A 26,690-nucleotide genomic window follows, 5' to 3' on the forward strand; every position below is an offset into this window, starting at 1 on the left:
GAACGGGGGCGGGCGTCGGCGCCCGTTCGCCGGAGCGCCGCCGGAACAGCCTGCGCTCGACTCCCGCCGCCTGCTTCCCGACCCCTTGACCGATCCCGTCCTGGTTCCCCACCAGGGTCAGCAGCAGAATGACTCCGCCGATCAGCGGCATCCACTCGCTCAGGCCCGGCAGCACCAGATCCCCGAAGCGCGCGCCGACCGTGCCCGCGGCGAACGTGGCGCCGAACACCGGGCCGACGAGGAAACCGACACCGCCGATGACCGCGAGACCGAGGGCGGTGATGGAGTCGAAGCTCGCGAAGTCGGTGAAGACCACCGAGGTCGAGCGGAACCCGGTCAGCACGCCCGCGAGTGCGGCGATCGCCGCGGACACCCCGAACGCGTAGAGCTTCGTGGCACGGACGCCGATACCGAGGGCAGCGGCGGCCCGCTCGTTGGCGCGGACCGCGATCAGCCGGCGGCCGGTCCGGCTGCGTCGGATGTTGGCGACCACCAGCGCGGCGCCGATGAAGAGAAGCAGCACCAGGGCCGCGTACCGCTGCGGATGGTCGACGCCCGAGATGTCGATGCCGAAGAGCGTCTGCTTGCCCACCGCGATGCCGTCGCTGCCGGGGGTGGTGGCCCAGTCGGTGTTCTGGAAGATCATCACCTCCAGCGTGGTGCCGAGGCCGAGGGTGATGATCGCGAGGTTGACTCCGCGGGTGCGGACCGCGGGCAGCGCGAACAGCAGGCCGATCGGCACGGTCCCCAACACACCGGCGAGCAGGGCGAGTTCGAAGGGCCAGCCCCAGTCGGCCACCGCGTGGCCCGCGATGAACGCGCCCGTTCCGGCGAGTGCGTAGGCGGCGAGGGAGACCTGTCCCGCGTAGCCGGTGACCACCACGATCGACAGGATGATCAGGGCGAGCACCAGGGTGTTGGTGATCGCGTCGGCCCACTGCGGCGTGGACAGGCCCACCAGCAGCAGGCCGACGGCGACAGTGACGGCCAGCGCCACCGGTCGCACGCGTCCGGTGCCAAGCGCCGGCAGCCGGTCGAGGAACGTGCCGCGCAGCGGCAGCGCCCGGCCCCGTGCCACCAGCACCAGGGCGATGACGAGGAACGGCACCGACCCGGCGAGGCCGGTGACGTCCGTGCCGAAGCGGGTCAGTTCGGACTGCACGATGCCGATGACGAGGCCGCCCGCCAGGGTGACGGGGAACGAGGAGAACCTGCCGACCAGGGCGGCGGCCAGCGCGCTCAGCAGGAGAGTGGTCAGGCCGTTCACGGACAGACCGATGACCGGCACGATCAGGATGCCGGTCAGCCCCGCGAGGGCCGAGCCGAGCCCCCAGTTGGCGGCGGCGATCAGATCTGAGGACCAGCCGAGCGAGGAGGCGGCGCTCTGGTTCTCCGCGACCGCCGTGGTGCCCAGGCCGAACATGCTGTGCTTGTAGAGGAGATGTAGCGCGACCGTGATGGCGATCGCGATGCCGAGCAGCCAGATCCGGTCCTCGGACACGGTCGCCCCGGCGATCTCCAGCAGTCCGGACGGCAGTTTGCCGGGCACGAGCTGCACGCTGTCGCCGTACCGTTTGACGGCCGCGGCGGTGAGCACGATGAACACCGCCAGTGTGCCGACCAGCCGGGCCAGCGAGGATGCCCGGCGCAGCGGGCGCATCACCAGCAGATGGGTGAGCACCCCCAGCAGCCCGGCCACGAGGACCCCGCACCCGACGGCGGTCCAGTAGGGCACGCCGTTCTGCACGGCGAGCTCCCATTGCACATAGGCGGCGGCCATCCCGATCGCGCCGTGCGCGAAGTTCAGTACGCCGGAGCCTCTGTAGATCAGCACGATGCCTTGAGCGGTGAGCGCGTAGAGCGCGCCGAGCCCGAGGCCCAGGAGCGCGAAGCGCAGGATGTCGTCCACCAGATGAACCTCCAGGGCTTCATGAGTAGCGAACGCAGGGTGGCGCGGCAAGACTAGACAGCACATTTATTTAAATAATTCTGGCAAGAGTACTTCTCTAACCAAACGTCGCGCTCCATGCTGGTCGCGTCTTCAACGTCGCCCGTTCGGGGCGCGAGCCTTCGCGGAGGAACCATGAACAACTCACGCCGACGCAGAAGTACCGCAGCGAGCTGTCTCGCGATGACCGGAGCCCTGCTCGCCGCGGGCTGCGGGGGTTCGGAGGAGGAGTCCGCCGGGAGCACCTCGGCGTCCTCGCTGACCGGTGCACCGGTCAAGGTGATGGTCTGGGCGCCGGAGAACACCCAGGGCAGCGCGCAGCCCGGCGTCCGGATCACGGCCCAGGCGTACGAGAAGTGGATCAACGCGAACGGCGGGATCAAGGGCGGCCCGCTCAAGGTCCTCACCTGCAACGAGAAGAACGACCCCGACGAGGCCGAGAACTGCGCCCAGCAGGCGGTCAGCGAAAAGGTGGTCGCGGTGGTCGGCTCGTACAGCCTCGCCGGGGACCGCTACATGCCGATCCTGGAGAAGGCCGGCATCCCCTACATCGGCGGGACCGGCGTGTCGGCCGCGGAGTTCTCCAACCCGCTGTCCTTCCCGGTCAACGGCGGCACGCCCGTGGTCTTCGCCGCGCACGGCCGGCAGCTCGTGGAGGAGGGCTGCAAGAAGATCTCCGGTGTGCGGTACGACGTCGCCGCCGCCGCGATCGTCACGCAGTTCCTCGGCCTGGGCGTGACCTCCGCCGGCGGCACGCCGCCGAAGGACCTGAAGGTGCCGGTCACCGCCACGGACCTCGCTCCGCAGGTGGCTGCCGCGACCAAGAACAGCGACTGCGTGAGCGTCATCCTGGGCACGCACTCGGACCTGTTCGTGAAGTCGTACCTGCAGTCCGGCGCCAAGACCGAGCTCGGCAGCGTCGTCGGCAACCTCACCCCGGAGCTGGCAGAAAGCACCGGCGGCGCCGGCAGCCCGCTGGAGGGCTCCGTCATCACCGGCTACTACCCGCCCATCTCCGACCCCGCCTGGAAGGACGGCGTCGAAGCCACCGAGGGCAAGGACGTCGACCTCTCCAACGGCGCCAACGCGACGGCCTGGGTGGCGTTCACGGTCTTCAGCGAGGCCGCCGGGAAGTTGCCGGAGATCACCTCCAAGGCCCTGGTGAACGAGCTCAACACCGCGAAGGGCATCGACACCGGTGGCCTGACACCGCCGCTGAACTGGACGTCCGCCACCGCCCTGCCCATGAAGGGCCTGAACCGCATCCACAACACCACCGCCACCGAGCTGGTGCTGCGCGACGGCAAGATCGAGTGGGCGAAGTCGGGGTCGAGCTTCGTCGACGTCCGGAAAGCCCTGACGGCCGCGTCGGGCGGCTGAGCGAAGCCGCACCGTCCGCGAAAGCGGAATCCACGAAACTCACGGAAGGAGAAGTCCTGTGGCCACCAGCGCACCCGACCGTCCCGGCGCCGCGCCCGAGGCGCCCGCGGAGGCCCTGATCGCGACCCGCGCCCTGTCCGCCGGGTACGGCACCCAGCCCGTCGTACGCGACCTCGACATCGAGGTGCGTCCCGGCGAGGTCGTCGCGCTGCTCGGGCCCAACGGTGCGGGCAAGACCACGACGCTGAGGGTGCTGGCGGGCGATCTGGCCCCGATGAGCGGAGAGGTGCGCTGGCTGGGCGGTGTCAGCCGGGCACCGCTGCACCGCCGGGCCAGGCAGGGCCTCGCCTACGTCGGCGAGCGTGCGGTCTTCACCCGGCTCGACACGGCCGAGAACCTGCGGGTCGGCCGGGTGGAGGCCGCCCGCGCCCTGGAGCTCTTCCCCGAACTCGAGAAGCGGCTCAGGACCGGCGCGGGCATGCTCTCCGGCGGCGAGCAGCAGATGCTCTCGCTGGCCCGTGCCCTGTGCCGGTCGCCCCGGCTCCTCCTCGCCGACGAACTGTCGCTCGGGCTCGCCCCGTTGGTGGTCGAGCGGCTGCTGCGCGCGGTGCGCGAAGCCGCCGACCGCGGCCTGGGGGCGCTGCTGGTCGAGCAGCACGTACGCAAGGTGCTGGACATCGCGGACCGGGTGTACGTGCTGCGCCGGGGCCGGATCGAGATGGCCGGCACCCCGCGGGAACTCCGCGAGAACCTGGACGCCGTCGAGTCCTCCTACCTCGCCCGTCCGGGGACCTCGTCGTCCATGTGAGCGTCACGGCGGGGCGCGCCCACGTCACGGCGGGTTCGCGTCGGCGTCACGGAGGGTGCGCGCCTGCTCAGGACAGGCAGCCGACGTGTGCGAGGGCCTGCTTGAGGAGGACTCCCTGCCCGCCCGGCATCTCACTCTGGACCAGCGCCTCCGAAGCTTCCTGGGGGCTGAACCAGACCAGGTCGAGAGCGTCCTGGCGGGGACGGCAGTCGCCGGTCACCGGGACGATGTAGGCGAGGGCCACCGCGTGCTGGCGGGGGTCGTGGAACGGCGTGATCCCCTGCGTCGGGAAGTACTCGGCGACGGTGAAGGGCTGCAAGGACGACGGCACCTGGGGCAGTGCCATCGGGCCGAGGTCCTTCTCCAGGTGGCGGAGGAGGGCGTCCCGGACGCGCTCGTGGTGCAGCACACGGCCGGAGACGAGGTTGCGGCTGACCGTTCCGTCCGACCCGATGCGCAGCAGCAGTCCGATGCTGGTGACTTCGCCGCTGTCGTCGACTCTCACGGGTACGGCCTCGACGTACAGGATCGGCATGCGGGCGCGCGCCTGCTCGAGCTCGTCGGGACTCAGCCAGCCGGGCGTGGTTTCGGTCATGTCAGACATTCGCTGATCATACTTTCAAGGTCTCAGCTTTCGCTCCCGCACAGTTCGGCGAAGCGCCGGACATTGATGTTGCCGCCCGAGATGATCACGCCGACGCGGGACGGGAGGCGGTCGACGCGGCCGGCCAGCAGGGCGGCAAGGCCGGTGGCGCCGCTGGGCTCGATCACGATCTTCAGGCGCTCGAAGGCGAACCGCATCGCGTGGCGGATCTCGTCGTCGGTGACCAGGAAGACGTCGTCGACCAGGCGCTGGTTGACGGAGAAGGTCAGCTCGCCGGGGATGTCCGCCGCCTGGCCGTCGGCGATCGTGCGCGGCACGGGGATGGAGACACGTCGGCCGGCCTGAAGGGACCGCTTGGTGTCGTCCCCGGCCTCCGGCTCGATGCCGATCACCCGGGTCCCGGGGTGCACGCCCTTGGCCGCGGTGGCGCTGCCGGCGATCAGCCCACCACCGCCCACCGGCACCACCAGGGCATCCAACTCCCCGGCCTCCTCGACCAGTTCGAGTGCGGCGGTGCCCTGTCCTGCGATCACCTGCGGATGCTCGTACGGCGGGATGAGCGCAAGGCCGCGGTCGGCGGCGAGGGCCTCGCCGATGGCGACACGGTCGCCGGTGTAGCGGTCGTACGTGACGATCTCCGCGCCGTAACCGGCGGTGGCGTCCACCTTGGACTGAGGCGTGTCCTCGGGCATGAGGATCACCGCGGTGGTGCCCAGTTCCCGTGCGGCGAGGGCGACGGCCTGGGCGTGGTTGCCGGAGGAGTAGGCGGCGATGCCCTTGGCCAGCTGCTCCGGTGACAGTCGGGAGGCGGCGTTGTAGGCGCCGCGGAACTTGAACGCGCCGACGCGCTGGAAGTTCTCGCACTTGACGAAGACCTGTGCGCCGACGAGCGCGTCCAGGGTGCGTGAACGCAGCACGGGGGTGCGGTGCGCCACGCCCTTGATCTGCGCGGCGGCGGCGCGGACGTCGTCGAGGGTGACCGGGGGAGTGTGGGTCATGGCTGGGCTCCGTCGGGGGTTGTGGCGCCGGGCTCGGTGCCGTCCGGTGTGGCCGCGTCGCTCGGGGACGCCGTGGATGCGGTGGACGTGTTGGGCGTGTTGGACGTGGTGGATGTCGCCCTGGCGTCGGACAGGTAGGTGTAGGCGGAGGCGCGGGAGATGCCGAGCCGGGCGGCGACCTGCTCGACCGCACGTCGTACGGCGAAGACGCCGCGCTCGTCCAGACTGCGGAACAACTCGAGACGCCGGCCACGGTCGAGTTCGGACCAGGTCTTGTTCTGCCGCAGCTGATGGCTGTCGACGATGGCGTCCACCACGGAACCGATGTCGTTGCCGAACGTCGTCGTCGGCACGGCGGCCCGTGCCGTGGTGACCCCGGCGATTTCACCGATCAAGGCGTGGGCCTGGTTGACGGCCGTGATGTCGAGATTGACGCACAGGGCGCCGAACACCTTGCCGGTGGAGTCGCGCAGGACCATGGTCGACGACTTGACGATCTTCCCGTCCCCGGTGCGGGTGAGGTAGTTCAGCTCGTCGCTGGCCTCGTCGCCGCGGGCGAGGATGCCCATCCCGATCTCGCTCATCGAACCGCCGACACGGCGCCCGGTGACCGAGCCCGCGATGGCGACCACGGATTCCTCCGGGCGCCGGAAGTCGTGCACGACCACTTCGCAGAACGAGCCGAGCGTCGCGGCGATGCCGTCGATGACGGGGGTGAGCGCGGCGATGATCGCGTCCTGCTCCTCAGCCGACATCGCATGCTCCAGGTTCTGGATCAATGGGTCCGAGTGGGTCTGGATGGGGCCGGGTGGGTCTGGATGGGTCTGGATGGGTTCTGGAATGAGGCTGGATTATTCGTCCAGTGCCTAGACTACATGTCCAGAACGGCGAAAGCTTGTCCTTACGGGACGTACGGTGTGTGTTGGGTCCCCGTACGGGGCGGTTGGATCCGGGGGGAAGGTGTCGAAATGACCGCGGTGTTCGTTCATGGTGTGCCCGAGACCGGCCGGCTGTGGGACCGGCTCCGTGCTCGGCTCTCGACCGACTCGATCGCGTTGGACCTGCCCGGTTTCGGTGTGCCGCGTCCCGCCGGATTCGGCGCGACCATGGACGAGTACACGCAATGGCTGGAGCAGGCATTACGGGACGTGGACGGACCGGTCGACCTGGTCGGGCACGACTGGGGCGCGCTGCTCGTGGCGCGGGTGGCCACGAAGTCCTCTGTTCCTGTGCGGAGTTGGGTCATCGACGTGGTGGGCATTCTCCACCCCGACTACGTCTGGCACGACCTGGCCAGGCTCTGGCAGACGCCGGGAGCGGGGGAGCAGTGGGCGAAGGCCTCGGTCGAGGCCGCACCGGGAAGTCCGGAGAGTCCCGGGGTGCAGCTCACCGGGGCGGGTGTGCCCGCCGAGGACGCCAAGGCGATGGGCGAGAAGTTCGACGCCACCATGGCGGAGTGCATCCTGGCCCTCTACCGCTCGGCGACGCCCAACCTTCATGCCCACTTGGCGGACCAACTGTCCGGCCCCGCCTCCGCCCCCGGGTTGGTGATCCAGGCCCTGCTCGACCCCTTCGACGACCCGGCGGCGTCCGACGAGATGGCCGCCCGCCTCGGGGCCCGCACCGAACGGCTCGAGGGAGTCGGCCACTGGTGGATGCTGGAGGACCCCGACAACGCGGCCGCCGCGCTGGAACGGTTCTGGGCCGGCGTCAGCGAGGGCTGAACCGATCACGGCGAGCAGCAACTCGCCCCACGGACACGCGCTTTCGCGACACTGTCCGGCCGTACGGCCGAACAGCGTCGTCGCCCGCATACGCCCAACCGGCCGGTCGACCAGCTGGTCAACCGTCCGGTTCGGCGGTGGGCGCCACGTCCGTACCGCTCACGACGTCCGAACCGCCAACAACGTCCGGACCGCCCAGCTCATGGCGCCACAACAGGTCGCTCATGCGCTCGACGCCGGACACGAGGTGTCTCCGGTACGTGCTGAAGGGCAGGTCCAGCCGTGCTGCCGCGGCCTCCTGGGTGGGGGAGCCCCTGAAGTAGGTGACCATGACGGCGCGGTGTCGCTTCTCGCCGCCCCTTTCGTCCCGGAGCGCCTGTGCGGCCCGGGTGAGGACGTCGGGCAGGTTCTGTCCGCCCTCGCGGACCAGGCGGCTGCGGTTCAGCGGGTTGTCCGCAAGTGACTGGGGCCGCCGCACCGCACGCAGGGCGTCCCGCACCGCCGCGTCGAACTCGGGGCGTGACAGCACTGTCAGCTCGCCGTCCCGCGACTGCTGCCCGGGCGCCATCGAGTGGCCCGTCAGCATCGCCTCGGTCTTCGCGGCCAGCCAGGGCCCGGGAGGCTGGAGGCGCCAGTCGTGGGCGAACAGCGCGTAGGCATGGCCTCCGACCTCGGGACGCGTCTTGGCGGGCACCATGTTGATGTCCTCGAGATGGGCGTTCCAGTAGCCGTCGTCCCGCATCACGACGTACGACCAGGCCAGCCGCTCCGCCCGGATCATCTCCCCGGTCGCACGCCACTGCATGAGCGTCATGGGGCACGACGGCCGCTGGTACGCCGGCGGGTGGACGGAGAAGCGGGCAAGACCCATGTGCTCGCCCGGCCGCAGAGGCCCGGTGGACCGTGCGTGCTCCCAGGCCGCGGCGACCACCGGATCGATGTCGGTCCCCTCCTCGGGATCCGACAGGCGCAGCCAGGCGAAGAAGGCGACGACCTCACCGGTGTGGGTGGAGCGGTAGACGCGGAAAGCCCCGGGCTGCCGGTCCAGCCAGAAGGCGACGACCGAGGCGGACTCGGCGCCCTCCGTCTCCTCGGCCAGGCTCAGTACGCGCTCCCGGTCACCCGGTGCGTACTCCTGTTCCTGGGCCAGGCCGACCTCGCGCCAGAAGTTGAACTCGGACATCTGCCGGTCGGTCCGGAAGAGAAAGATGAGTGCGCCGGTGGCATGCAGCATCTGCGACTCGGGTGCCGAGCGGAGCTGTCGCAGATGGTGTTCGAGCGTGTCCCGGTGCATCGCGGAGAAGCCTTCCGGGTCACGCCACTTCAGGTCCGCTACGAGCACCTCCCGTACGGCGTCGTGCGGGAACAGCCCCACGCCGGTCGACTCGACGAACGGCTGGCGGCGCAGCCAGGCGAACAGTTCCGGGGCCCCGTCCCCCTGGAGGGCGCGCAGCAGCGACTCGGTGGTGACGTGCGCGTGGGCGCAGATCTCCAGCGCCTTGCGGTGAGCGGCGTCAGGGATGTCCCCGATGAGCTGCGGCAGCAGGATCGCGATGACGTCCTGGCTCGGTTTCCAGCTCGGGGCGGCCGATGCGTCCTTCTCTGCGACGGCGGCTGCGAGCGCGAGTGCCAGGGGATTGCCGCCGGTGAAGGACAGCAGCGTCTCGTGCGCGTCGAGCGGCACGCCGCGTGCCGCGAGGAACTGTACGGATTCGTCGGGGACGAGATTGCGCAGTGCGGTGACCTGGAGCAGGCTGTGCCACCCCGGGTCCGAGGTCAGCCGTGGATCCGGGGCGAGGCGTCCGGCCACGACCACCACGCTGCCGACGGGCAGAGTGGGAAGGAAGTGCTCCCACAGCCAGCCCTCGAGTCCCTGGCATTGTTCGAACGTGTCCAAGAGCAGCACCACACCGGGCTCGTGGAGGCCGGTGCCCGCCGCGTGCATGAAGCCCTCGGGTGTCGGGGCGATGATACGGCCGTCCACCTCGACCACCGGACGGCCCGCCGACCGGGCCTCAGCGGCGAACCTGCGCAACAGCATGGACTTGCCGATGCCTCCTGGGCCGTGCAGGTAGTGCACCGGCCTGGCTCCCGGTGTTTCCGCCAAGGCGGCGCGAAACAGGGCGAGTTCCGTTTCCCGCCCGACGAAAGCCCGGTCCCGGCCCGCCGCCAGGGTCTGGCCGAGTGAACGATGCCGGTCGCTGTCCGTCCTCATGACCGACTCCATGACTGACTCCCCCTGAACGACCATCTGGATTCTTCGGGAGTCTTCTCCCGAGGAGGCGGGCCCGCGGTCGAGACCCTGACGTCGTGTCCCTCGGACCGGTGGTCGGCCGGTCAGTCGAGAACATGCCGCAGATAAGCCTGCGGGTCGGCGAGATAGCGGCGCCAGTGGTCGACGAGGGCGAGTTCGCGCCACTCCACGCGGTGCATGCCGTGCTCGCCGACCTCGACGATGTCCGCACCCGGCAGCGCCGTCAGCAGCGGAGAGTGGGTGGCGCAGATGACCTGGCCGCCCTTCTTCACCAACTGGTCGATGTGGCCCAGCAGTTCGAGGCAGGAGGAGAACGAGAGCGCCGCCTCCGGCTCGTCCATCACATACAGCCCTGGCTGGAGGAACTTCCCCCGGAACGCGGCCAGGAAGCCCTCGCCGTGACTGATGGAATCCGGTGCGAACCCTTCCCGGTTCAGCGCGTCCTTCGCCGTCTCCGCCCGCAGGAAGAACCCCTTGCGGGCGGACCAACTGCCCAGCATGCGCCGCCCGCCCGGTGCCGCGTCGAAGCGGATCCGTTCACCGAGCACCGACTTGCCGCGAGGGCTCGCATGCTTCCAGTCGTGCGAGCCGCCCCAGGAGTCAAGGCCGAAGCCCTCCGCGAGGGCTTCGACCAGGGTCGACTTGCCCGAACCGTTCTCCCCGACCACGAAGGTCACCGGAGCGGTGAAGCGCAGTCCGTCCGACAGAAGCCCGCGAACACAGGGCACGGACCAGGGCCACTTGCCATCCTCGTACGTGGATACATGTGCGTACGCGCGTTCGACGATCACACGCCGAGTCTCTCACGGGGCGCCGGACGCCTCGAAAATTTCGCGGCCGGAAACGCGGCAACCCTTTCGCCCGGAGCGGCAACTGCCTGGCGCAATGCACGAATTCATGTCACCAGGGCGGTTGAGTAATGGAAGCGAAGCAGCAGAAGGCGCGGCACCGCAGGCGCAGGGTCGGTCTGTCGATCGGGATCCCGGTGGCGGTGGCCGCCGCGGCGGGTATGGCGTACGGCACGGATCTGGGTGTGTTCGGCGAGGACGCGCAGCAGAACGCTTCGGCGGCGACCGCGGCCCCGGCGTGGGCCGATGACGTCGCCGACGGCTTCGCGTCGGTCAACTCCCAGGGCCAGAACGGTACTTACGGCGGTCGGGACGGCAAGACCGTCACCGTGAAGACGCTCGCCGATCTGGAGAAGTACGCGACGGCCCCGGATCCGTACGTCATTGTCGTGGCCGGCGCGATCACCATGGATCCCAAGGGCAAGGAGATCAAGGTCGCCTCGGACAAGACGATCGTGGGGGCGGGGACCTCCGGGCAGATCGTCGGCGGCGGCTTCTTCCTCGGCCAGGGCGTACACAACGTGATCATCCGGAACCTGACGATCCGGGACTCGTACGAGGGCATCTGGAACGACAAGGACCACGACTGGGACGCCATCCAGATGGACGGCGCGCACCATGTCTGGATTGACCACAACGACCTGCGGCACATGGCCGACGGTCTGATCGACAGCCGCAAGGACACCACCAACGTGACGGTGTCCTGGAACAAGCTGAGCGACAACAACAAGACGTTCGGCATCGGCTGGACCGAGAACACGACAGCCGACCTCACGATCCACCACAACTGGTTCCGCGAGACCGAGCAGCGCAATCCGTCCACCGACAACGTGGCCCACGCGCATCTCTACAACAATTACCTTCAGGACGTGCCGAACACGGACATCACCACGTCCTACGGCAACTATGCGCGAGGCAACACGAAGATGGTGCTGGAGAACAGCGTCTTCGAGGGGCTCAAGAACCCCGTCACCAAGGACAGCACCGCCGCCCTGGTCCAGCGCGGCAACGTCTTCTCCGGCACCAGCGGCCGCAACGAGAGCGGTGGCACGGCTTTCGACCCGAAGAGCTTCTACAAGTACACCCTCGACAAGGCGGCCGACGTCCCGGCGCTGCTCAAGTCCGGTGCGGGGCCGCGGACTTCGATCGGTACGGCGGCGAGTGCGGGTACGAGTACGAAGGCGGGCGCCGCCGCGACCACGCTCACCGTCGCCAAGGACGGCAGCGGCCAGTTCTCGACCGTCCAGGCCGCGGTCAACGCCGTACCGGCGAACAACACTTCACGGGTCGTCATCTCCATCAAGCCCGGCACCTACCGCGAGCTGGTCAAGGTTCCGCGCGACAAGCCGCATGTGACGTTCCAGGGCACGGGTGCCAGCCGCAAGGACACCGTGATCGTCTTCAACAACGCCTCGGGGACGCCGAAGCCGGACGGTTCGGGGAACTACGGCACCAGCGGAAGCGCGACCGTCGCCGTCGAGGCCGATGACTTCCAGGCCCGTAACCTCACCATCGACAACGACTTCGACGAGGCGAAGAACCAGAGCCTGAACGGACACCAGGCCGTCGCCCTGCGCACCGCCGCCGACAAGGTCTTCCTGGACGGCGTCATCGTCACCGGTGACCAGGACACGCTGCTGCTGGACACGCAGTCCAAGGACAAGCTCGGCCGGGTCTACGTCAACAACTCCTACATCGTCGGGAACGTCGACTTCATCTTCGGCCGGGCCAGCGCGGTGATCAACAAGTCGGTGATCACGCTGAAGAAGCGGTGGAACGGCGACTCGGCGGGGTACGTCACGGCACCCAGCACGGCCGCGGGGCGCAAGGGCATCCTGATCGCCAACAGCACGGTCAAGGGCGATGTGTCCGCGTCCAGCTTCCACCTGGGCCGCCCCTGGCACGCGGGCGGTGACGCCGCTCTCGATCCGCAGACCACGGTCCGTAACACGTCCCTGAGCAGCGCGATCAAGTCCGCTCCGTGGACCGACATGAGCGGCTTCTCGTGGAAGGACGACCGGTTCGCCGAGTACAAGAACACCGGCCCCGGCTCCGGCTCCGCGAGCGGCGACCGACCCCAGCTGACCGACGCGCAGGCCGCCGACCAGGAGATCGGCGACTGGCTGGGCGACTGGACGCCCTCCGCCTCGTAGAAGAGTTTCCGGCTCGCAGAAGAGTTTCCGGGCAGGCCCTCCGCTCCGCTCGATCCCGCTGTTCAATGGGAGCGAACGGTGCCTGTGAGAGGAGCCGCCCGTGTCCCCAGTGGTCGTGCCGCCCGTCGGTGCGCGCATCCGGCAGGCGCGCACCGCGCGGGGCATGAGCCTGCGCGGTCTGGCGCGGGAGATCGGGGTGTCGGCGAGCCTGATCTCGCAGATCGAGACCGGCAAGAGCCAGCCGTCGGTCAGCACGCTGTACGCGATCACCACCGCGCTCTCCATCCCCGTCGAGTCGCTTTTCGACGGGGAGGAGACCGCGCTCCTTCCCGCCCCGGCCCCGGCAGTTGCCGGTGGTCCGCCCGGCACCGTCCTGCACGCGCTCGCCGCATTCGCCGCCGACCCGGGCCACCGGATAGGGCCGCTGGTCAGGGCCGACGAGCGTGAGATCCTCGAGCTCGACTCGGGTGTCGTATGGGAACGTCTCGGCCGTGTCCCGGGTGCGGACGTCGACTTCCTGCTGGTGACCTACCGTCCCGGCGGCGCCTCCTCCAGCACCGGCGGACTGATGCGGCACCCCGGCACGGAGTACGGCTACCTCACCTCCGGCGAGCTGGTGCTCACCCTCGGCTTCGAGGAGTACACGCTCCGGCCCGGCGACGCGGTGTCCTTCGAGTCGACGACGCCGCACCGCTATCGCAACGACGGGGACGAGCCGGCCGTCGGCGTCTGGTTCGTGTTCAGTATGCCTTGACAGTTGCCTTGACACCCCCGACGGACGGTCGTTCACTCGAAGGGGAGGTTCGCCATGGCGATCCGCACTTTCGGGCCCAACGCCGTCGACTGGGAAGAGCGCGTCGACCTGGACAGGCTGCGCAAGGAGCGGCTCGGCCGGCTGAACGCCGCGCTGAACCGTTCCGAACTGGGCGCACTGCTCAGCTTCGACTTCTCCAACATCCGCTACATGTCCTCCACCCACATCGGCACCTGGGCCATGGACAAGCTGATCCGCTTCGCGCTGCTCGTCCGCGGCGGCGAACCGGTCGTCTGGGACTTCGGCTCCGCCGCCCGCCACCACCAGCTCTACAACCCGTGGCTCGACTACAGCGACGGCAAAGGCGGCCCGCCCACCGGCGCCCGCGCCGGGATTTCGACGCTCCGGGGCGCCTTCCACCCGGACGCCGGGATCGCTGAGGACGTCGCCGCCAAGATCGCCCAGGTGCTGCGCGACCACGGCCTGGCGGGCGAGCCGTTGGGCGTCGACCTGGCCGAGATGCCCGTACTCCACGCCCTCAAGGAACAGGGCATCGACGTCGTCGACGGCCAGCAGGTCTTCCTGGAGGCCCGTCGCATCAAGACCCCCGACGAGATCTCCCTGCTCACCCAGGCCTGCTCGATGGTCGACGCGGCATACGAGGAGCTGTACGGCTACCTGCGCCCCGGCGTGCGCGAGAACGAGTGCGTCGGGCTCGTAAGCAAGGTCCTCTACGACCTGGGCAGCGAGTACGTCGAAGGCGTCAACGCCATCTCGGGGGAGCGCTGTTCACCCCACCCGCACGTCTACAGCGACCGGCTGATCCGCCCCGGCGACCCCGCCTTCTTCGACATCCTGCACAGCCACCTCGGCTACCGCACCTGCTACTACCGCACGTTCGCCGTCGGCAGCGCCTCCGCCGCGCAGCGCGACGCGTACGTCCGCTGCCGCGCCTACATGGACGAGGCCATCGCCCTGGTCCGGCCGGGTGCCACGACCGCCGACATCGTCCAGGTCTGGCCGCGCGCCGAGGAGTTCGGCTTCCCGGACGAGACCGCCGCCTTCGCGCTGCAGTACGGGCACGGGGTGGGCCTGTCGATCTGGGAGAAGCCCATCTTCAGCCGCCTCGTCTCGCTCGACCATCCAGAAGTCCTCGAAGAGGGCATGGTGTTCGCGCTGGAGACGTACTGGCCGGCCGCGGACGGCTGGTCGGCCGCCCGGATCGAGGAGGAGGTCGTCGTCACCGCCGACGGGTGCGAGGTGATCACCAAGTTCCCGGCCGAGGAACTGCTCGTGGCAGGCCGCAAGTACTGGACCGTGGGTGGCGAACTCAACACCCGGCGCGAGGCGCAGTCCCACCTCAACACCCGCGAGGGCAGGGGCGAGAACACCCGCAAGGGCAGGGGTGAGCCATGACGAACGTGACCCGAGCGAACGCCGTCCAGCCGAACGCGGCCCAACTCCTCGCGCTCTACGAGCAGATGGCCGTGATCCGGCGTACGGAGAAGGCCGCCCACGACCTGTTCCTGTCCGGCCTCGTCAAGGGCACCACCCACCTCGCCGCCGGACAGGAGGCGATCGCGGTCGGCGCGAGTGCGGCGCTCAGAGACGACGACTACGTGTTCGCGACCTACCGGGGCCACCATCACGCCCTGGCCCGCGGCGCCACCCCCGAGGAGTGCCTCGCCGAGCTGATGAGCCGCGCCACCGGCCTGTGCAAGGCCAAGGGCGGCTCGATGCACCTCACCAAGGCGTCGGGCAACATGCTCGGTTCGTACGCCATCGTCGGCGCCCATCTGCCCATGGCGGTCGGCGCCGCCTGGTCGGCCCGGCTGCGCGGCACCGGACAGATCGCGGTGGCCTTCTTCGGTGACGGCGCGACCAACATCGGCGCCTTCCACGAGGCACTGAACCTGGCGGCCGTATGGAAGCTGCCCGTGCTGTTCGTCTGCGAGAACAACCTCTACATGGAGTACACGCCGATCGCCGACGTCACCGCCGTGGCGAACCCCGCGGCGGACCGTGCACCCGCGTACGGCATCCCCGGCGAGATCGTCGACGGCAATGACGTGGTCCTCGTCCAGGAGGCAGTGGGCCGGCTGGCGGACCGGGCCCGCGCGGGAGACGGGCCCAGCCTGCTTGAGGCGCAGACCTACCGGCACTTCGGGCACAGCCGCTCCGACCCGGCCACCTACCGCCCGGCGGAGGAGGTGGAGCGCTGGCTCAAGCACGACCCGCTGGACCTCGCCCGCGGCCGCCTCGCCGAACTGGGTGTGCCCGAGGAAGCGGTCACCGAAGCCGACGCGCGCGCAGCCGGCCTCGTACAGGAGGCGGTCGAGGCCGCGAAGAACGCGCCCGCGCCCGATCCGCGGGAGGCGCTGACCGACGTATGGGCGGACGGAGGTGCGGCGTGGCGGACGTGATCACGTACCGCGAGGCGGTCGCCGAAGGCATCGCGCGCGAGATGCGGCGCGATCCCTCGGTCGTCTGCCTGGGCGAGGACATCGGGGCCGCGGGCGGCGTGTTCAAGACGACCGTCGGGCTGCACAAGGAATTCGGGCCGGAGCGGGTGTGGGACACGCCGATCTCCGAACAGGCCATCGTCGGCGCGGCGATGGGCGCCGCGATGACCGGCATGCGGCCCGTCGCAGAGATCATGTTCTCGGACTTCCTCGCCTGTTGCTGGGACTACCTCGCCAACGAGATCCCCAAGGTCCGGTACATGACCGGCGGCCAGGTCACCGTGCCCCTCGTGGTGCGTACGGCCAACGGCGGCGGTCTCGGCTTCGGCGCGCAGCACTCCCAGGCGACCGAGAACTGGGCCCTCACCGTCCCCGGACTGAAGATCGCGGCACCCGCCACGCCCGCGGACGTGGTCGGCATGATGGCGGCCGCCGTCCGCAGCGACGACCCCGTGGTCTTCTTCGAGCACAAGGGCCTGCTCGCGACCAAGGGGGCGCCCGCGCCACCGGACCACGTGGTCGAGCTGGGGCAGGCCGCCGTCGTCCGCGAGGGCGCGGACATCACGCTCGTCGCCCTCGCCTCGATGGTGCCCGTGGCGCTGACGGCCGCAGAGCGGCTGGCCGAGGAGGACATCGACGCCGAGGTGATCGACCTGCGCTGCCTGGTGCCGCTGGACGTCCGGACGGTGCTCGCTTCCCTCGCCAGGACCTCACGGCTCGTGACCGTCGAGGAGAACCCGTACCAGGGCGGGTGGGGCGGCACGCTCGTGTCGGTCGTCGCCGACGAGGGCTTCGGACTCCTCGACGCGCCCGTACGCCGGGTCGCGGCCGAGTGCGTGCCGCTGCCCTTCGCGGACGCGCTCGAAGAGCAGGTCATCCCCACCGTCGACAAGGTCGTGACGACGATCCGGCAGCTCGCCGCGTACTGAACACACCATGGGAGGAAGGGCGATGACCAGTCGGATGCTTCTGCGCTCGGGCCATGTGATCTCGATGGACCCCGACATCGGGGACCTGCCCGAAGGAGACGTACTGATCGAGGACGGGAAGATCGCGGCGGTCGAACGGCAGATCTCCGCCGACGTGGACGCCGAAGTCCTGGACATGACGGGCCGCATCCTCGTGCCGGGCTTCGTCGACACCCACCGCCACACCTGGGAGGCGCCCATCCGCGGCTGCGCGCCCGACGCCACACTCGACGACTACTTCGTGGAAGTCCTCGACACCTTCGCACCCGTCTACGGCCCCGAGGACGTGTACGCGGGCAATCTGGCGGGCTCCCTGGAGTGCCTGAACGCCGGGATCACCACCCTCGTCGACTGGTCCCACATCAACAACACGCCCGAGCATCCGGACGCGGCGGTGCGGGCGCTGGGCGAGACCGGGATCCGCGCCCAGTACGCGTACGGCAGCGCCAACACCTCCCTCGCCGACTACTGGTTCGACAGCAAGATCGCCATACCCGGGGACGACGTGCGCCGCGTGAGGGAGAGCCATTTCTCCTCCGACGACGGCCTGCTGACCATGGCCCTGGCGACCCGCGGCCCGGGATTCTGCATCAACGACGTCGTCGAGGCCGAGTGGCGGCTCGCACGCGAGTTGGACATCCCGATCACCGTGCACGTCGGCATGGGCCGGCTCGCGGGGCGCTTCGGGATGGTCAAGCAGCTGCACGACCTCGGGCTGCTCGGCTCCGACACCACCTACATCCACTGCTGCTACTTCAGTGAGGAGGAGTGGCGGATGGTCGCCGACAGCGGCGGTACGGTCTCCATCGCGCCGCAGGTGGAACAGCAGATGGGGCACGGCTGGCCGCCCGTGATGAAGGCGATCGAGTACGGGCTGCGGCCCTCACTGAGCATCGATGTGGTCACCACCGTGCCCGGCGACATGTTCACCCAGATCCGCGCGGCCTTCGGCGGCGAGCGCGCCCGGGTCAACGCCGAGTGCTGGCAGGCCGACACCCCCGTCCCCGAAACGATGCTGACCGCACGTCAGATGCTGGAGATCGCCACGATCAACGGCGCGCATGTCGCGGGACTTGAGCACCGCACCGGCTCACTGACCCCCGGCAAGCGCGCCGACATCGTCGCCATCGACGCGACCGCCCTCAACATCGCGCCCCTGATCGACCCGGTGGCCGCGGTGACGCTGTGCGCGGACGTGTCCAACGTCGAGACGGTCATCGTCGACGGCACGGTCCGTAAGCGCGACGGCAAGCTGCTCGCCGACACCGGGCGGGCACGGCGGCTGGTCGAGGAGTCCCGCGACCGGCTTGTGGCGGCGGTCGAGGCCCGGAAGAAGCAGCAGGTGTGAGGGAATCCGGACGGAGGGCGCGGAGGAAAGGGCAGGCATGACGGGCATGACCCACTTCGTCGTACGGCGGGCTGCGGACGCCACGTTCGCCGTCCCACCCCAGCTGGCGCCCGGCAGCACGGGCTTCCGGCGGCGGACGGTCGTCGACGAGGCGGACGGCGTCGTGCACACCGGCTTCGGCGTCTGCGAGCTGGCGCCGGACGGAGCGATCGGCGCGCACGTGCACGCGTACGAGGAGTCCTTCCACGTGCTGTCGGGGACGGTGATCCTCGATGTGCCCGAGGGCTCGTACCTGCTCGAAGAAGGCGACTACGGACTGCTGCCGACGGGTGTGCCGCACGCCTGGCGCGGCGCCGGGGACACCGCCGCACGCTGGGCGGACATGCTCGCGCCGGTGCCGCGGGCACGCTACGGGTACGACACCCAGGCCGTGCCCGCCCTGCCGGCCCGCGAGCCGGTCAGCATCGACGTACGTGACCCGCGCACCCGCTCGTTCGGCCACTTCGAGCCCGCCCAGATGGACCCCGGCAAGCAGTCCCAGGACCTCCTCTCCGTGTCGGCGAGCATGCGGACCGCGCTGCTCGTCTACAGCGGCATCACCGTGAAGATGATGGTGGACAGCGATCTCGGCGCGGTCGCCTCGACGATGTTCATGGTGCAGTACGCGCCCGACGGCGTCGCCGGCACCCACGACCACCCTTTCGAGGAGACGTATCTGATCCTCGAAGGCACCGTGGACGCCACCTTCGACGGCCAGCGGCACCGGCTGGGTGTGGGCGACGCCGCATGGGCGGGCGCGGGTTGCGTACACGGCTTCGCCAACGCCGGTGCGGGACCCGTGCGTTGGCTGGAGACGCAGGCGCCGCAGCCGCCGTCGCGGCACTCCTACCGGTTCACCAGGGACTGGGACTACCTGCGCGAGGCACTGGAGGAGAAACAACAGGAGGAGAAACATGAGTGAGAGCGTGGTCGTGATCGGCGGCACCTCCGGAATCGGCCGTGAGTTCGCCCGCTTCCGCGCGGACCGCGGTGACGAGGTCGTCCTCACCGGCCGCGACGCCCACCGCGCCGATACCGTCGGCAAGGAATTCGGCGCCCGTGGCCTGGCCCTGGACCTCTCGCGGCCACAGGAGATCGCCGCGGCGCTGGAGGGCGTCGGACGCGTGGACCATCTCGTACTCGCGGGCGTTTCCCGGGACGACAACTACGTCACGGAGTACGACATCGAAGCGGCACTGCACCTCGTGACGCTCAAGCTCGTCGGCTACACCGAAGTGGTGCACGCGCTGCGGCCGCGGCTGCACGACGACAGCGCCATCGTGGTGTTCGGCGGGCAGGCCAAGGAGCGGCCCTACCCGGGCGCGACCACGGTGGCGACCGTCAACGCGGGCGTGTCCGGCCTGGTGAACACCCTCGCCGTCGAACTCGCGCCGATCCGGGTCAACGCCGTCCACCCGGGCGTCGTCGGCGACAGCCCGTACTGGCTGGTCAAGCCGGGCGAGGTGCTCGCGACCCTGCGCACCCAGACACCCACCGGGCGCCTCGCCACGATGCGCGACGTGGTGGACGCCGTGGACTTCCTGCTCCGCAACCGCTCGGTCAACGCGGTCGAGCTGAACGTCGACGGTGGGTGGCTCCTGGGATGAGCTCGATCTGTCCTGGCCCTCGCTGAGGCGTGAAACCTACGGGCCCTTGATCCCCACGCCCGCGTACAGCGGCACTTGCGTGTCCCCCAAGGGGTCCTCGCCCTCCGCCAGTTCGGGGTGCCACTGCGGCAGTGAGACCACGCCCGGCTCAACCAACTCGAGTCCCGTGAAGAACCGGGTCACTTCGGCGTGCGAGCGGGCCACGAGCGTGACGCCGCCCGCCGCGTACATCTGGACGGCCCGCTCCATGTTCTCCGGATCGTAGTCCCCGGTGATCATCGACAGTACGAGACAGCTGCCGGCCGGCAGCGCGTCGACCAGGCTGCCCACCAGGTCGTACGCGCCGTCATCGTCCGAGACGAAGTGCATCAGCGCGATCAACGACAGCGCGATGGGCCGGTCGAAGTCGAGGACGCGCTCGGCCTGGTCGAGGATCTTGCGGGGCTCGCGCACATCCGCCTGGACGTACTCCGTCACGCCTTCCGGGGTGCCGCGCAGCAGCGCCTCCGCGTGGGCCAGCACGATGGGATCGTTGTCGACGTACACGATCCGCGCGTCACGAGCCGTGGACTGCGCGATCTGGTGCAGGTTGGGCTCCGTCGGGATGCCCGTGCCGATGTCTAGGAACTGCCGGATGCCCGCCTCCCGGGCCAGCCAGCGTGTGGCGCGGTGCATGAACCAGCGGTTGCTGCGGGCCGATAACTTGGCTTGCGGCTCCAACGCCAGGATCTGGCGCCCCAGTTCCTCGTCGATCTGGTAGTTGTCCTTGCCGCCCAGATACCAGTCGTACACCCGTGCCGGATGCGGCTTGCTGGTGTCGATCCGGTGGAGGGAGGGTTCGGTCCCGGCCATGCGGCACTCCTCTGCTCGTCGCGATGTGCGAGCAGTCTGGCACCGCTACGTCCTTTGCCTCAGTCCTTTTCCTCCGCGTCCCTTTCCTCCGCGCGCCGCAGAACGTCCTCCACGACCTTCTTGTCGAGCGCGGCCCGCACCAACGCGGCCGCCAGCACGGCCGGTTCGGTGTGACCGGCGAGCTTCACCAGGTGGTCGGGCTCCTGGGGCAGCCCGAGCCGTTCCGCGCCCTGCAACGCCTTCGCGTCGAGATGGGGCGCGGCCTCCCGCCAGACCCGCTGCACCTCGCGCAGGAAGATGTCCACGCCCGCCGGACCGAGACCCGGTATCTCCCGCAGCAGCGAACGCAGTTCGTCGAGGTCGCCGTCCGCCTCGTCCCGCATCCGCCGCAGATCGCCGCCCCAGCGCTCCAGCACGAGCTCCGCCCCGTCGCCGAGCATGGTCGCCGTGCGCTCGTCGTAGCGCCGGTAGCCGCCCTCGCCCAGCGCGTCGACCCGCTCCTGCCAGCTCGCGTCGGCCATCCGGCGCGGATCACGCAACCCCGCCTCGTGCAGTGCACGCGTGGTCGCGACGGCGACGGAACCGCGGATCCGCGCGCTGAGGAGGCAGGCCATCACCAGGGTGCGGTACAGCGGCTGCGGTGTGTTCCGCAGCTTGATGCCGGCCTCCTCGGCGAACGTACGGCCGTGTTCGGCGACCAGCGTCTCGATGACCCGGCCGTCCCGGCTGGTCATGACGACGGCTTGAGCGGATCGTGGCCCAGCGTCATCAGCCGATGACGGCGCTCGGTCTCTTGGGCCGTGGCCTCCTGGGGCGTGGGCTCCTGCGCGGGGTCCGTCTGGGCCTCGACCGTGTCCACGACCTCGTACATCACGCTGAGGTCGTCGTCGGTGAGGTCCGTGCGGCGCTTCTGGAGGATGGCCAGGACATGCTCACCGGTGGGCGAACCCGCGTGTTCCGGCAGCGGTTCCGTCTCCTCGCCCGCGTCACGCACCCTCAGCCAGGCGGCGAGTTCCTGTGAGGTCATGTTCACCACACGGTGGAACTCGTCCCACAGCGCGTCCAGTTCGAGGGCGTCGGCCATGACGTACCCCTTCCGTTCCGGCGCCTTCCGTTCGGCGCCCTCCGTTCTGGCGCCTTGCGGTCGTCAGTCGCGTGGCCAGTCCTCGGCCTGGAACATCCAGCGGTGCTTCTCGAGTTCGGCCGTGAGACCGATCAGCAGATCCTGGGTGACGCGATCGGCCTCGTCCGTCGCCTCGATCCGCTCCCGCAGTTGCCCGATGGTCGTGTCCAGGGACTCGATGAGCAGGCCGACGACCTCGGTGTCCTGGACCCAGCCTTCCTTCGGGCTCTGGAAGCCGCAGGTCGTGGCGATGGTCTCGGGCCGGCCGTCGGGCGGGATGCCGAGTGCCGCGGCGCGTTCGGCCACGGTGTCGGAGTACGAACGCGCCGTGGCGACGACCTCGTCGAGCTGGAAGTGAATCGTGCGGAACCGCGGGCCCACGACGTTCCAGTGGACCTGCTTGCCGATGAGTGACAGCCCCAGCAGGTCCACCAGGGTGCCCTGCAGGGCGTCCCCGACCACCTGACGTGCGGCGTCGGGAAGGGAGCTCTTCACCACAGTCATGACGCGTTTCTCCTTGCGGTTTCGCGGCTTGTGGTTTCACGTCGGACGACACGAAGCAGCGCCGCGCGTTCCTCCTCGCACGTTCCGCCCCACACACCCGAGGTCTGTCCGGTGTCGAGCGCCCAGACCAGGCACTGGTAGGACACCGGGCAGCGGGCACAGATCCGCTTGGCGGCCGCGATGTCCTGCAGGGCCGGTCCTGTCGTGCCCACGGGGAAGAACAGTTCCGGGTCCTCATCCGCGCAGGCTGCTCTCCGCAACCACTCCATGCGGGCGCGAGTGCCCAGGGCGGATCAGCGGAAACACCCGTGATTCCGGTCCCGGGGATGTGGTCCGCTCAAGGCCGGTCACGCGATCCGCTCGGGTCCGGGCACGTGGTCCGCTCAGGTTCGGGGGATGTGGTCCGATCAGGGCCGGTCACGCGGTCCGCTCAGGTCCGGGCATGCGGCCCGCTCAGGCCCCGAGCACGCGGTCCACGAAGCCGGTCACGTCCGCGAGGACCTCGTCCTTGTTCGTCTCGTTGAACACCTCGTGCTGCGCGCCCGCGTACACACGCTCGGTCCAGTCGCCCCCGCGCAGTTCCTCGACGCCCGCGCGGCTGGCGGGCAGCGGCACGATCCGGTCGTCGTCGCCGTGCAGCCACAGCAGCGGGAGAGTACCCACGTCACCGCCCTTGGAGATGGTCTCCAGGGTGCGGACGAAGGCCTCCAGCGTCGGGCGCTTGAAGGGGCCGTGCCAGACGAGGGGATCCGCCGCGTACGCCTCGCCGACCGACGCGTCGCGCGAGAGCGTGGCGGGGTCGATGGGCACGTCGGGGATGGGGTCGTGCGGGAGCAGCCGCCGGGGCACCTCCCAGTCACCGATCACCGGACCGGACAGCACGAGGGCGGTGAGACCGTCGCCGTACCGCTGCGCGTACCGCGCCGCGATGAGCCCGCCCATCGAGTGGCCGATCAGCACGACCGGCACCCCGGGATACGCGGCGCGGGCCAGCCGCTCCACCGCGTGGACGTCGGTCACCACGTCCTCGAAGTCCTCGATCAGCACCTGCTCGCCCGCCGACTTCCCGTGCCCCATGTGATCGGGCCCGAACACCGCCGCGCCATGCCCGTTCAGTACGTCCGCCACGTACTCGTACCGGCCGATGTGCTCCCCGTAACCGTGGACCAGGAGCACCAGATACCGCGGCCGCTCCCGTGGCCACTCGCGTGCGGTGATGCTGCCCCTGGTGCCGTTGAGGGTGTGCTCGCGGGAGTCGGCCATGGCTCCTCCATCGACGTCGGCAAAGGTTCCGGAGGATCTTCCCAGGGGAGGGGGGCGGCGGTCCACAGTACGAGACCGGCCACTCCCTCGCCTTGTGTCCCGTACGGGCAAGGGCCAACTGGCGAGACGGTCCTGACACGGCGAGATGGCTGCGCATAGCATCGGTTCCCGCATGAACACGATGACGCTCTGGCACATCTCCGCCTGGGAGTTCGCCGCACTCGCCGCCGCGGCCATGCTCGTCGGCTTCTCGAAGACCGCCGTGAGCGGGGCCAACACGGTCAGCCTCGCGATCTTCGCAGCCGTCCTGCCCGCCCGCGCCTCGACCGGCGTACTGCTGCCCGTACTCATCGTCGGCGACGTGCTCGCCGTGCTCACCTACCGGCGGCACGCGCACTGGCCCACGCTGTGGCGGCTGTTCCCCGCGGTGGCGGCAGGTGTGGTCGTCGGCACGGTGTTCCTGATGTGGGCGGACGACCAGATCGTACGGATGTCGATCGGCGCGATTCTGCTGCTGATGGCCGGGGTCACGGTGTGGCGCCGCCGGAAGGCCACGGTGGAGGAGGAGCCGGAGTCCGTGACCTCGCGAGCGGGCCGGATCAAGGCGCGTTCGTACGGCGTACTCGGCGGCTTCACCACGATGGTCGCCAACGCGGGCGGCCCGGTCATGTCGATGTATCTCCTCTCCGCGGGCTTCCGCAAGCTCGGCTTCCTGGGCACCTCGGCCTTCTTCTTCCTGATCGTCAACGTGTCCAAGGTGCCCTTCAGCGTGGGCCTCGGCCTGATCGACGGCCGCTCGCTGCTGCTGGACGCCGCCCTCGCCGCCTTCGTCGTGCCCGGCGCCGTCATCGGCAAGTTCGCCGTGAACCGCATCAACCAGCGGCTCTTCGAGCAGCTGGTGATCGCGGCGACCGTGGTGGGCGGGGCGCAGCTCCTGCTGCGCTGAGCCCGGCGCTCTGCGCTCTGACCTCCGCCGAGCCCGGCGCTCTGCCGACTTCTCCGGCCCGTACGCTCGACGCCATGTCCCCGCACCCGGCCATGGCCCCGCACGTTCTGGTCCTCGGCGGCACCACCGAGGCCCGCGCACTCGCCGCAGCCCTCGCCGCCCGGCCCGGCGTGCGCGTGACCACATCGCTCGCGGGCCGCGTGTCCCGGCCGGGGGCGCTCGACGGGGACGTACGCATCGGGGGTTTCGGCGGGGTGGAAGGGCTCGCGGAATGGCTGCGCGCGGAGCACGTGGACGCCCTCGTCGATGCCACGCATCCCTTCGCGGCGGGCATCACGGCGAACGCGGTGCGGGCCGCGGCGGCCGTGGGCGTCCCGGCCGTAGTCGTACGCCGCCCCGGCTGGGAACCCGGCCCCGGCGACCGCTGGCACCCGGCGGCCTCCCTCGCCGAAGCCGCCGACATGCTCCCGACGCTGGGCCGCCGCGTCTTCCTGACGACGGGCCGCCTGGGCCTGGCGGCCTTCGCCCCGCTGTCCGAACTGGACTTCCTCGTACGCTCGGTGGAGCCTCCCGAGCCGCCGATGCCGCGCCATACGGAAGTGCTGCTGGCGCGCGGCCCATTCACGGTGGAGGGCGAGACGGCCCTCCTGCGCGAGCACCGCATCGACGTCCTGGTCACCAAGGACAGCGGCGGCGCCGCCACGTCGGCCAAGCTGACGGCCGCCCGCACCCTCGGCCTTCCGGTCGTGGTCGTACGCCGTCCCCCGCTGCCGGATGGCGTGGCACCGGCCGCCGACGTCGCGGAGGCCCTGGCCCGGCTGGACGCCAGCCTTTCGCGGCCGGGGCGCTGATCCGGTCGACATGTCGACAGCACGAGTCACCTCCGGTGGGAGCCGGCGGCGGGTGGTGCCGGCGGCGCCCTATCCCCGCGGCCGCCTGCGCAGCAAGTACGTGTCCATGATCCAGCCCTTGCGCTCGCGAGCCTTCGCGCGGAGTTCGGTGATACGGGGTGCGGTTTCCGCGAGGGGACCCGAGGCGAGGATCTCGTCCGGTGTGCCTATGTAGGCGCCCCAGTAGATGTCGATGTCCTGGTCGGCGTACCGCTGGAAGGCCTGGTGGGCGTCGAGCATCACGACGACGTCGTCGACGCCCTCGGGGAAGCCCTCGGCGAGGCGTCGGCCCGTCGTGATCTGGACGGGCCCGGCGACACGGTTGAGGCCCGTGCGGTGCCGGGCGACGAGGGCGGAGACGCTGCTGATGCCGGGCACGACGTCGTAGTCGAAGGACACCGAGCCCCGCTCGAGGATCTCCTCCAGGATCCCGAGCGTGCTGTCGTACAGCGAGGGATCGCCCCACACCAGGAACGCCCCGCTCTCGTCCTCGCCCAACTCCTCGGCGATCAAATGCTCGTAGATGTCGGCGCGGGCCCTGCGCCAGTCCCCGACGGCGGGGGAGTAGCCCGCACTCCCGGCGGCCCGGTCCCGCTCCGGATCGCGGGCCTCCACCAGCCGGTACGCCCCGTCCGGTATGTGCGCGTCGAGAATGTCACGGCGCAACTGGACGAGGTCCGACTTCACCTCGCCCTTGTCCAGGATGAAGAACACGTCCGTGCTCCTCAGCGCTTTGACCGCCTGAAGGGTCAGCTGGTCGGGGTCGCCCGCCCCAATGCCGATCACATGAATCTTTCGCACACCCCGAGTCTGCCCCACGCCACTGACAGTCCGATCACCGCACCTGACCGGACCGGGAATGGCAGGCATCGGGCCCTGCGTCGCGTGCCGCCCCGCCCGGCGCCGGCTCCACGTCGCGTAGGCCCCTGGCGCTGACGCTGGCACGGCGTTGCGTACGCCGCGCCCAGCACCAGCCCTGCGTCGCGCACGCCCCGCCGGGCGTCGCATTCGCGCCGCTACGGCTTGCTCCCGCGCAGCCGAGGAGCCCACGCCCCCGCGTCCACCGCGGCCCCGTCCCGCTCCACGACGTCGGCCAACTCCCGCGCCCAGGCGACGAGTTCCGGCAGATCCATGCCGTACGGCCGCTCCAGCCCGGCCTCCGCCCCCCACTCCTCGACCGCCCCGGCACCCCGCCGCAACAGTCGCGCCCCACCCGT

At 70.1% G+C, this 26,690-nt stretch carries 26 protein-coding genes and 1 pseudogene; 13 read left to right on the forward strand and 14 right to left on the reverse strand.

The annotated features are described in order from the left end of the window. Window positions 1-1,909 (reverse strand): ABC transporter permease subunit (locus G5C60_RS33905; protein ID WP_165264944.1); only part of this gene is annotated, 1,909 nt, incomplete at its 3' end. Window positions 1,910-2,083: 174 nt separating this feature from the next. Between G5C60_RS33905 and G5C60_RS33910 the strand changes: the two genes are divergently transcribed. Beyond that, window positions 2,084-3,328 (forward strand): ABC transporter substrate-binding protein, encoded by a 1,245-nt coding sequence (locus tag G5C60_RS33910; protein ID WP_165264946.1) that lies wholly within the window; start codon window positions 2,084-2,086, stop codon window positions 3,326-3,328. A 58-nt stretch (window positions 3,329-3,386) separates the two neighbouring features. Continuing rightward, complete coding sequence (locus G5C60_RS33915; protein ID WP_420907436.1) at window positions 3,387-4,136, forward strand: ABC transporter ATP-binding protein; 750 nt, start codon at window positions 3,387-3,389, stop codon at window positions 4,134-4,136. A gap of 67 nt (window positions 4,137-4,203) precedes the next feature. On the opposite strand, the gene G5C60_RS33920 is transcribed toward G5C60_RS33915, so the two are convergent. From G5C60_RS33920 to G5C60_RS33930, 3 genes are read right to left on the reverse strand one after another with little or no spacing between them, the layout of a single operon-like run. Further along, complete coding sequence (locus G5C60_RS33920; RefSeq protein ID WP_165264991.1) at window positions 4,204-4,731, reverse strand: NUDIX hydrolase family protein; 528 nt, start codon at window positions 4,729-4,731, stop codon at window positions 4,204-4,206. Between the two features lie 32 nt (window positions 4,732-4,763). Continuing rightward, complete coding sequence (locus G5C60_RS33925; RefSeq protein WP_165264948.1) at window positions 4,764-5,738, reverse strand: threo-3-hydroxy-L-aspartate ammonia-lyase; 975 nt, start codon at window positions 5,736-5,738, stop codon at window positions 4,764-4,766. Continuing rightward, complete coding sequence (locus tag G5C60_RS33930) at window positions 5,735-6,493, reverse strand: helix-turn-helix transcriptional regulator (RefSeq protein ID WP_165264950.1); 759 nt, start codon at window positions 6,491-6,493, stop codon at window positions 5,735-5,737. The genes G5C60_RS33925 and G5C60_RS33930 overlap by 4 nt, the downstream gene beginning before the upstream one ends. Before the next feature lie 213 nt (window positions 6,494-6,706). Here G5C60_RS33930 and G5C60_RS33935 point away from each other — a divergent pair, with 213 nt between their 5' ends. Then, window positions 6,707-7,462, forward strand: coding sequence for an alpha/beta fold hydrolase (locus G5C60_RS33935; RefSeq protein WP_165264952.1), 756 nt, complete (start codon window positions 6,707-6,709; stop codon window positions 7,460-7,462). Between the two features lie 118 nt (window positions 7,463-7,580). Here the strand turns inward: G5C60_RS33935 and G5C60_RS33940 are convergent, their stop codons facing one another. Together G5C60_RS33940 and G5C60_RS33945 are read right to left on the reverse strand one after the other, a co-directional pair. Continuing rightward, the gene (locus tag G5C60_RS33940; RefSeq protein ID WP_165264954.1) at window positions 7,581-9,677 is read right to left on the reverse strand and encodes an ATP-binding protein; all 2,097 of its coding nucleotides are present in this window, start codon (window positions 9,675-9,677) and stop codon (window positions 7,581-7,583) included. Between the two features lie 122 nt (window positions 9,678-9,799). Continuing rightward, window positions 9,800-10,507, reverse strand: coding sequence for an AAA family ATPase (locus tag G5C60_RS33945; protein WP_165264956.1), 708 nt, complete (start codon window positions 10,505-10,507; stop codon window positions 9,800-9,802). A gap of 128 nt (window positions 10,508-10,635) precedes the next feature. Here G5C60_RS33945 and G5C60_RS33950 point away from each other — a divergent pair, with 128 nt between their 5' ends. The 8 genes from G5C60_RS33950 to G5C60_RS33985 all read left to right on the forward strand — a co-directional run bounded on the left by G5C60_RS33950 (window position 10,636) and on the right by G5C60_RS33985 (window position 19,895). Further along, on the forward strand, window positions 10,636-12,717 hold the full coding sequence (locus tag G5C60_RS33950; protein ID WP_165264958.1) for a pectinesterase family protein: 2,082 nt from the start codon (window positions 10,636-10,638) through the stop codon (window positions 12,715-12,717). Window positions 12,718-12,817: 100 nt separating this feature from the next. Then, a complete protein-coding gene (locus tag G5C60_RS53780; protein WP_165264960.1) occupies window positions 12,818-13,471 on the forward strand; it encodes a cupin domain-containing protein in 654 nt (217 codons plus the stop codon). A 54-nt stretch (window positions 13,472-13,525) separates the two neighbouring features. Continuing rightward, window positions 13,526-14,887: a M24 family metallopeptidase gene (locus G5C60_RS33960; RefSeq protein WP_165264962.1), complete on the forward strand. Its 1,362-nt coding sequence runs from the start codon at window positions 13,526-13,528 to the stop codon at window positions 14,885-14,887. After that, the gene (locus tag G5C60_RS33965) at window positions 14,884-15,894 is read left to right on the forward strand and encodes a thiamine pyrophosphate-dependent dehydrogenase E1 component subunit alpha (RefSeq protein WP_165264964.1); all 1,011 of its coding nucleotides are present in this window, start codon (window positions 14,884-14,886) and stop codon (window positions 15,892-15,894) included. The genes G5C60_RS33960 and G5C60_RS33965 overlap by 4 nt, the downstream gene beginning before the upstream one ends. Then, on the forward strand, window positions 15,882-16,862 hold the full coding sequence (locus tag G5C60_RS33970) for a pyruvate dehydrogenase complex E1 component subunit beta (RefSeq protein WP_165264966.1): 981 nt from the start codon (window positions 15,882-15,884) through the stop codon (window positions 16,860-16,862). Before G5C60_RS33965 ends, G5C60_RS33970 begins: the two co-directional genes overlap by 13 nt. 22 nt (window positions 16,863-16,884) lie before the next feature. Further along, the gene (locus G5C60_RS33975; RefSeq protein ID WP_165264969.1) at window positions 16,885-18,249 is read left to right on the forward strand and encodes an amidohydrolase family protein; all 1,365 of its coding nucleotides are present in this window, start codon (window positions 16,885-16,887) and stop codon (window positions 18,247-18,249) included. Between the two features lie 37 nt (window positions 18,250-18,286). Continuing rightward, window positions 18,287-19,210 (forward strand): cupin domain-containing protein, encoded by a 924-nt coding sequence (locus G5C60_RS33980; protein WP_241267282.1) that lies wholly within the window; start codon window positions 18,287-18,289, stop codon window positions 19,208-19,210. Then, entirely contained in the window at window positions 19,203-19,895 is a 693-nt protein-coding gene (locus G5C60_RS33985; protein ID WP_165264971.1) for an SDR family NAD(P)-dependent oxidoreductase, read from the forward strand. The genes G5C60_RS33980 and G5C60_RS33985 overlap by 8 nt, the downstream gene beginning before the upstream one ends. Before the next feature lie 36 nt (window positions 19,896-19,931). Here the strand turns inward: G5C60_RS33985 and G5C60_RS33990 are convergent, their stop codons facing one another. The 6 genes from G5C60_RS33990 to G5C60_RS34015 form a co-directional block, all read right to left on the reverse strand. Further along, window positions 19,932-20,747, reverse strand: a complete 816-nt coding sequence (locus G5C60_RS33990) for an SAM-dependent methyltransferase (RefSeq protein ID WP_165264973.1) — start codon at window positions 20,745-20,747, stop codon at window positions 19,932-19,934. 59 nt (window positions 20,748-20,806) lie between these two features. After that, a complete protein-coding gene (locus tag G5C60_RS33995) occupies window positions 20,807-21,481 on the reverse strand; it encodes an HhH-GDP family DNA glycosylase (protein ID WP_165264975.1) in 675 nt (224 codons plus the stop codon). Continuing rightward, window positions 21,478-21,831 carry a DUF3140 domain-containing protein gene (locus G5C60_RS34000; RefSeq protein ID WP_165264977.1) on the reverse strand — a complete coding sequence of 118 codons (354 nt, stop codon included), beginning with the start codon at window positions 21,829-21,831 and terminating at the stop codon, window positions 21,478-21,480. The genes G5C60_RS33995 and G5C60_RS34000 overlap by 4 nt, the downstream gene beginning before the upstream one ends. A 63-nt stretch (window positions 21,832-21,894) precedes the next feature. Then, the gene (locus G5C60_RS34005) at window positions 21,895-22,374 is read right to left on the reverse strand and encodes a Dps family protein (protein WP_165264979.1); all 480 of its coding nucleotides are present in this window, start codon (window positions 22,372-22,374) and stop codon (window positions 21,895-21,897) included. Further along, the gene (locus G5C60_RS34010; protein WP_165264981.1) at window positions 22,371-22,643 is read right to left on the reverse strand and encodes a WhiB family transcriptional regulator; all 273 of its coding nucleotides are present in this window, start codon (window positions 22,641-22,643) and stop codon (window positions 22,371-22,373) included. Before G5C60_RS34010 ends, G5C60_RS34005 begins: the two co-directional genes overlap by 4 nt. A 184-nt stretch (window positions 22,644-22,827) precedes the next feature. Then, complete coding sequence (locus G5C60_RS34015) at window positions 22,828-23,637, reverse strand: alpha/beta hydrolase (protein WP_165264983.1); 810 nt, start codon at window positions 23,635-23,637, stop codon at window positions 22,828-22,830. A gap of 172 nt (window positions 23,638-23,809) precedes the next feature. Here G5C60_RS34015 and G5C60_RS34020 point away from each other — a divergent pair, with 172 nt between their 5' ends. Together G5C60_RS34020 and G5C60_RS34025 are read left to right on the forward strand one after the other, a co-directional pair. Next, window positions 23,810-24,583 (forward strand): sulfite exporter TauE/SafE family protein, encoded by a 774-nt coding sequence (locus G5C60_RS34020; RefSeq protein WP_165264985.1) that lies wholly within the window; start codon window positions 23,810-23,812, stop codon window positions 24,581-24,583. Window positions 24,584-24,675: 92 nt separating this feature from the next. After that, on the forward strand, window positions 24,676-25,434 hold the full coding sequence (locus G5C60_RS34025) for a cobalt-precorrin-6A reductase (RefSeq protein WP_165264995.1): 759 nt from the start codon (window positions 24,676-24,678) through the stop codon (window positions 25,432-25,434). A 69-nt stretch (window positions 25,435-25,503) separates the two neighbouring features. Here the strand turns inward: G5C60_RS34025 and cobF are convergent, their stop codons facing one another. Together cobF and G5C60_RS34035 are read right to left on the reverse strand one after the other, a co-directional pair. Continuing rightward, window positions 25,504-26,274: a precorrin-6A synthase (deacetylating) gene (cobF, locus tag G5C60_RS34030; RefSeq protein ID WP_338146012.1), complete on the reverse strand. Its 771-nt coding sequence runs from the start codon at window positions 26,272-26,274 to the stop codon at window positions 25,504-25,506. Between the two features lie 215 nt (window positions 26,275-26,489). Beyond that, window positions 26,490-26,690 (reverse strand): annotated as a pseudogene (locus G5C60_RS34035) (DUF309 domain-containing protein); the annotation flags it as partial.

It is taken from the genome of Streptomyces scabichelini, assembly GCF_011045015.1.
GTDB lineage: Bacteria > Actinomycetota > Actinomycetes > Streptomycetales > Streptomycetaceae > Streptomyces > Streptomyces scabichelini.

Coding starts and splice junctions, on each gene's coding strand:
- G5C60_RS33910 (WP_165264946.1), top strand. CDS start 2,084: ATGAACAACTCACGCCGACGCAGAAGTACCGCAGCGAGCTGTCTCGCG.
- G5C60_RS33920 (WP_165264991.1), bottom strand. CDS start 4,731: ATGACCGAAACCACGCCCGGCTGGCTGAGTCCCGACGAGCTCGAGCAG.
- G5C60_RS33925 (WP_165264948.1), bottom strand. CDS start 5,738: ATGACCCACACTCCCCCGGTCACCCTCGACGACGTCCGCGCCGCCGCC.
- G5C60_RS33930 (WP_165264950.1), bottom strand. CDS start 6,493: ATGTCGGCTGAGGAGCAGGACGCGATCATCGCCGCGCTCACCCCCGTC.
- G5C60_RS33935 (WP_165264952.1), top strand. CDS start 6,707: ATGACCGCGGTGTTCGTTCATGGTGTGCCCGAGACCGGCCGGCTGTGG.
- G5C60_RS33940 (WP_165264954.1), bottom strand. CDS start 9,677: ATGAGGACGGACAGCGACCGGCATCGTTCACTCGGCCAGACCCTGGCG.
- G5C60_RS33950 (WP_165264958.1), top strand. CDS start 10,636: ATGGAAGCGAAGCAGCAGAAGGCGCGGCACCGCAGGCGCAGGGTCGGT.
- G5C60_RS33960 (WP_165264962.1), top strand. CDS start 13,526: ATGGCGATCCGCACTTTCGGGCCCAACGCCGTCGACTGGGAAGAGCGC.
- G5C60_RS33965 (WP_165264964.1), top strand. CDS start 14,884: ATGACGAACGTGACCCGAGCGAACGCCGTCCAGCCGAACGCGGCCCAA.
- G5C60_RS33975 (WP_165264969.1), top strand. CDS start 16,885: ATGACCAGTCGGATGCTTCTGCGCTCGGGCCATGTGATCTCGATGGAC.
- G5C60_RS33980 (WP_241267282.1), top strand. CDS start 18,287: ATGACGGGCATGACCCACTTCGTCGTACGGCGGGCTGCGGACGCCACG.
- G5C60_RS33985 (WP_165264971.1), top strand. CDS start 19,203: ATGAGTGAGAGCGTGGTCGTGATCGGCGGCACCTCCGGAATCGGCCGT.
- G5C60_RS33990 (WP_165264973.1), bottom strand. CDS start 20,747: ATGGCCGGGACCGAACCCTCCCTCCACCGGATCGACACCAGCAAGCCG.
- G5C60_RS33995 (WP_165264975.1), bottom strand. CDS start 21,481: ATGACCAGCCGGGACGGCCGGGTCATCGAGACGCTGGTCGCCGAACAC.
- G5C60_RS34000 (WP_165264977.1), bottom strand. CDS start 21,831: ATGGCCGACGCCCTCGAACTGGACGCGCTGTGGGACGAGTTCCACCGT.
- G5C60_RS34005 (WP_165264979.1), bottom strand. CDS start 22,374: ATGACTGTGGTGAAGAGCTCCCTTCCCGACGCCGCACGTCAGGTGGTC.
- G5C60_RS34010 (WP_165264981.1), bottom strand. CDS start 22,643: ATGGAGTGGTTGCGGAGAGCAGCCTGCGCGGATGAGGACCCGGAACTG.
- G5C60_RS34015 (WP_165264983.1), bottom strand. CDS start 23,637: ATGGCCGACTCCCGCGAGCACACCCTCAACGGCACCAGGGGCAGCATC.
- G5C60_RS34020 (WP_165264985.1), top strand. CDS start 23,810: ATGAACACGATGACGCTCTGGCACATCTCCGCCTGGGAGTTCGCCGCA.
- G5C60_RS34025 (WP_165264995.1), top strand. CDS start 24,676: ATGGCCCCGCACGTTCTGGTCCTCGGCGGCACCACCGAGGCCCGCGCA.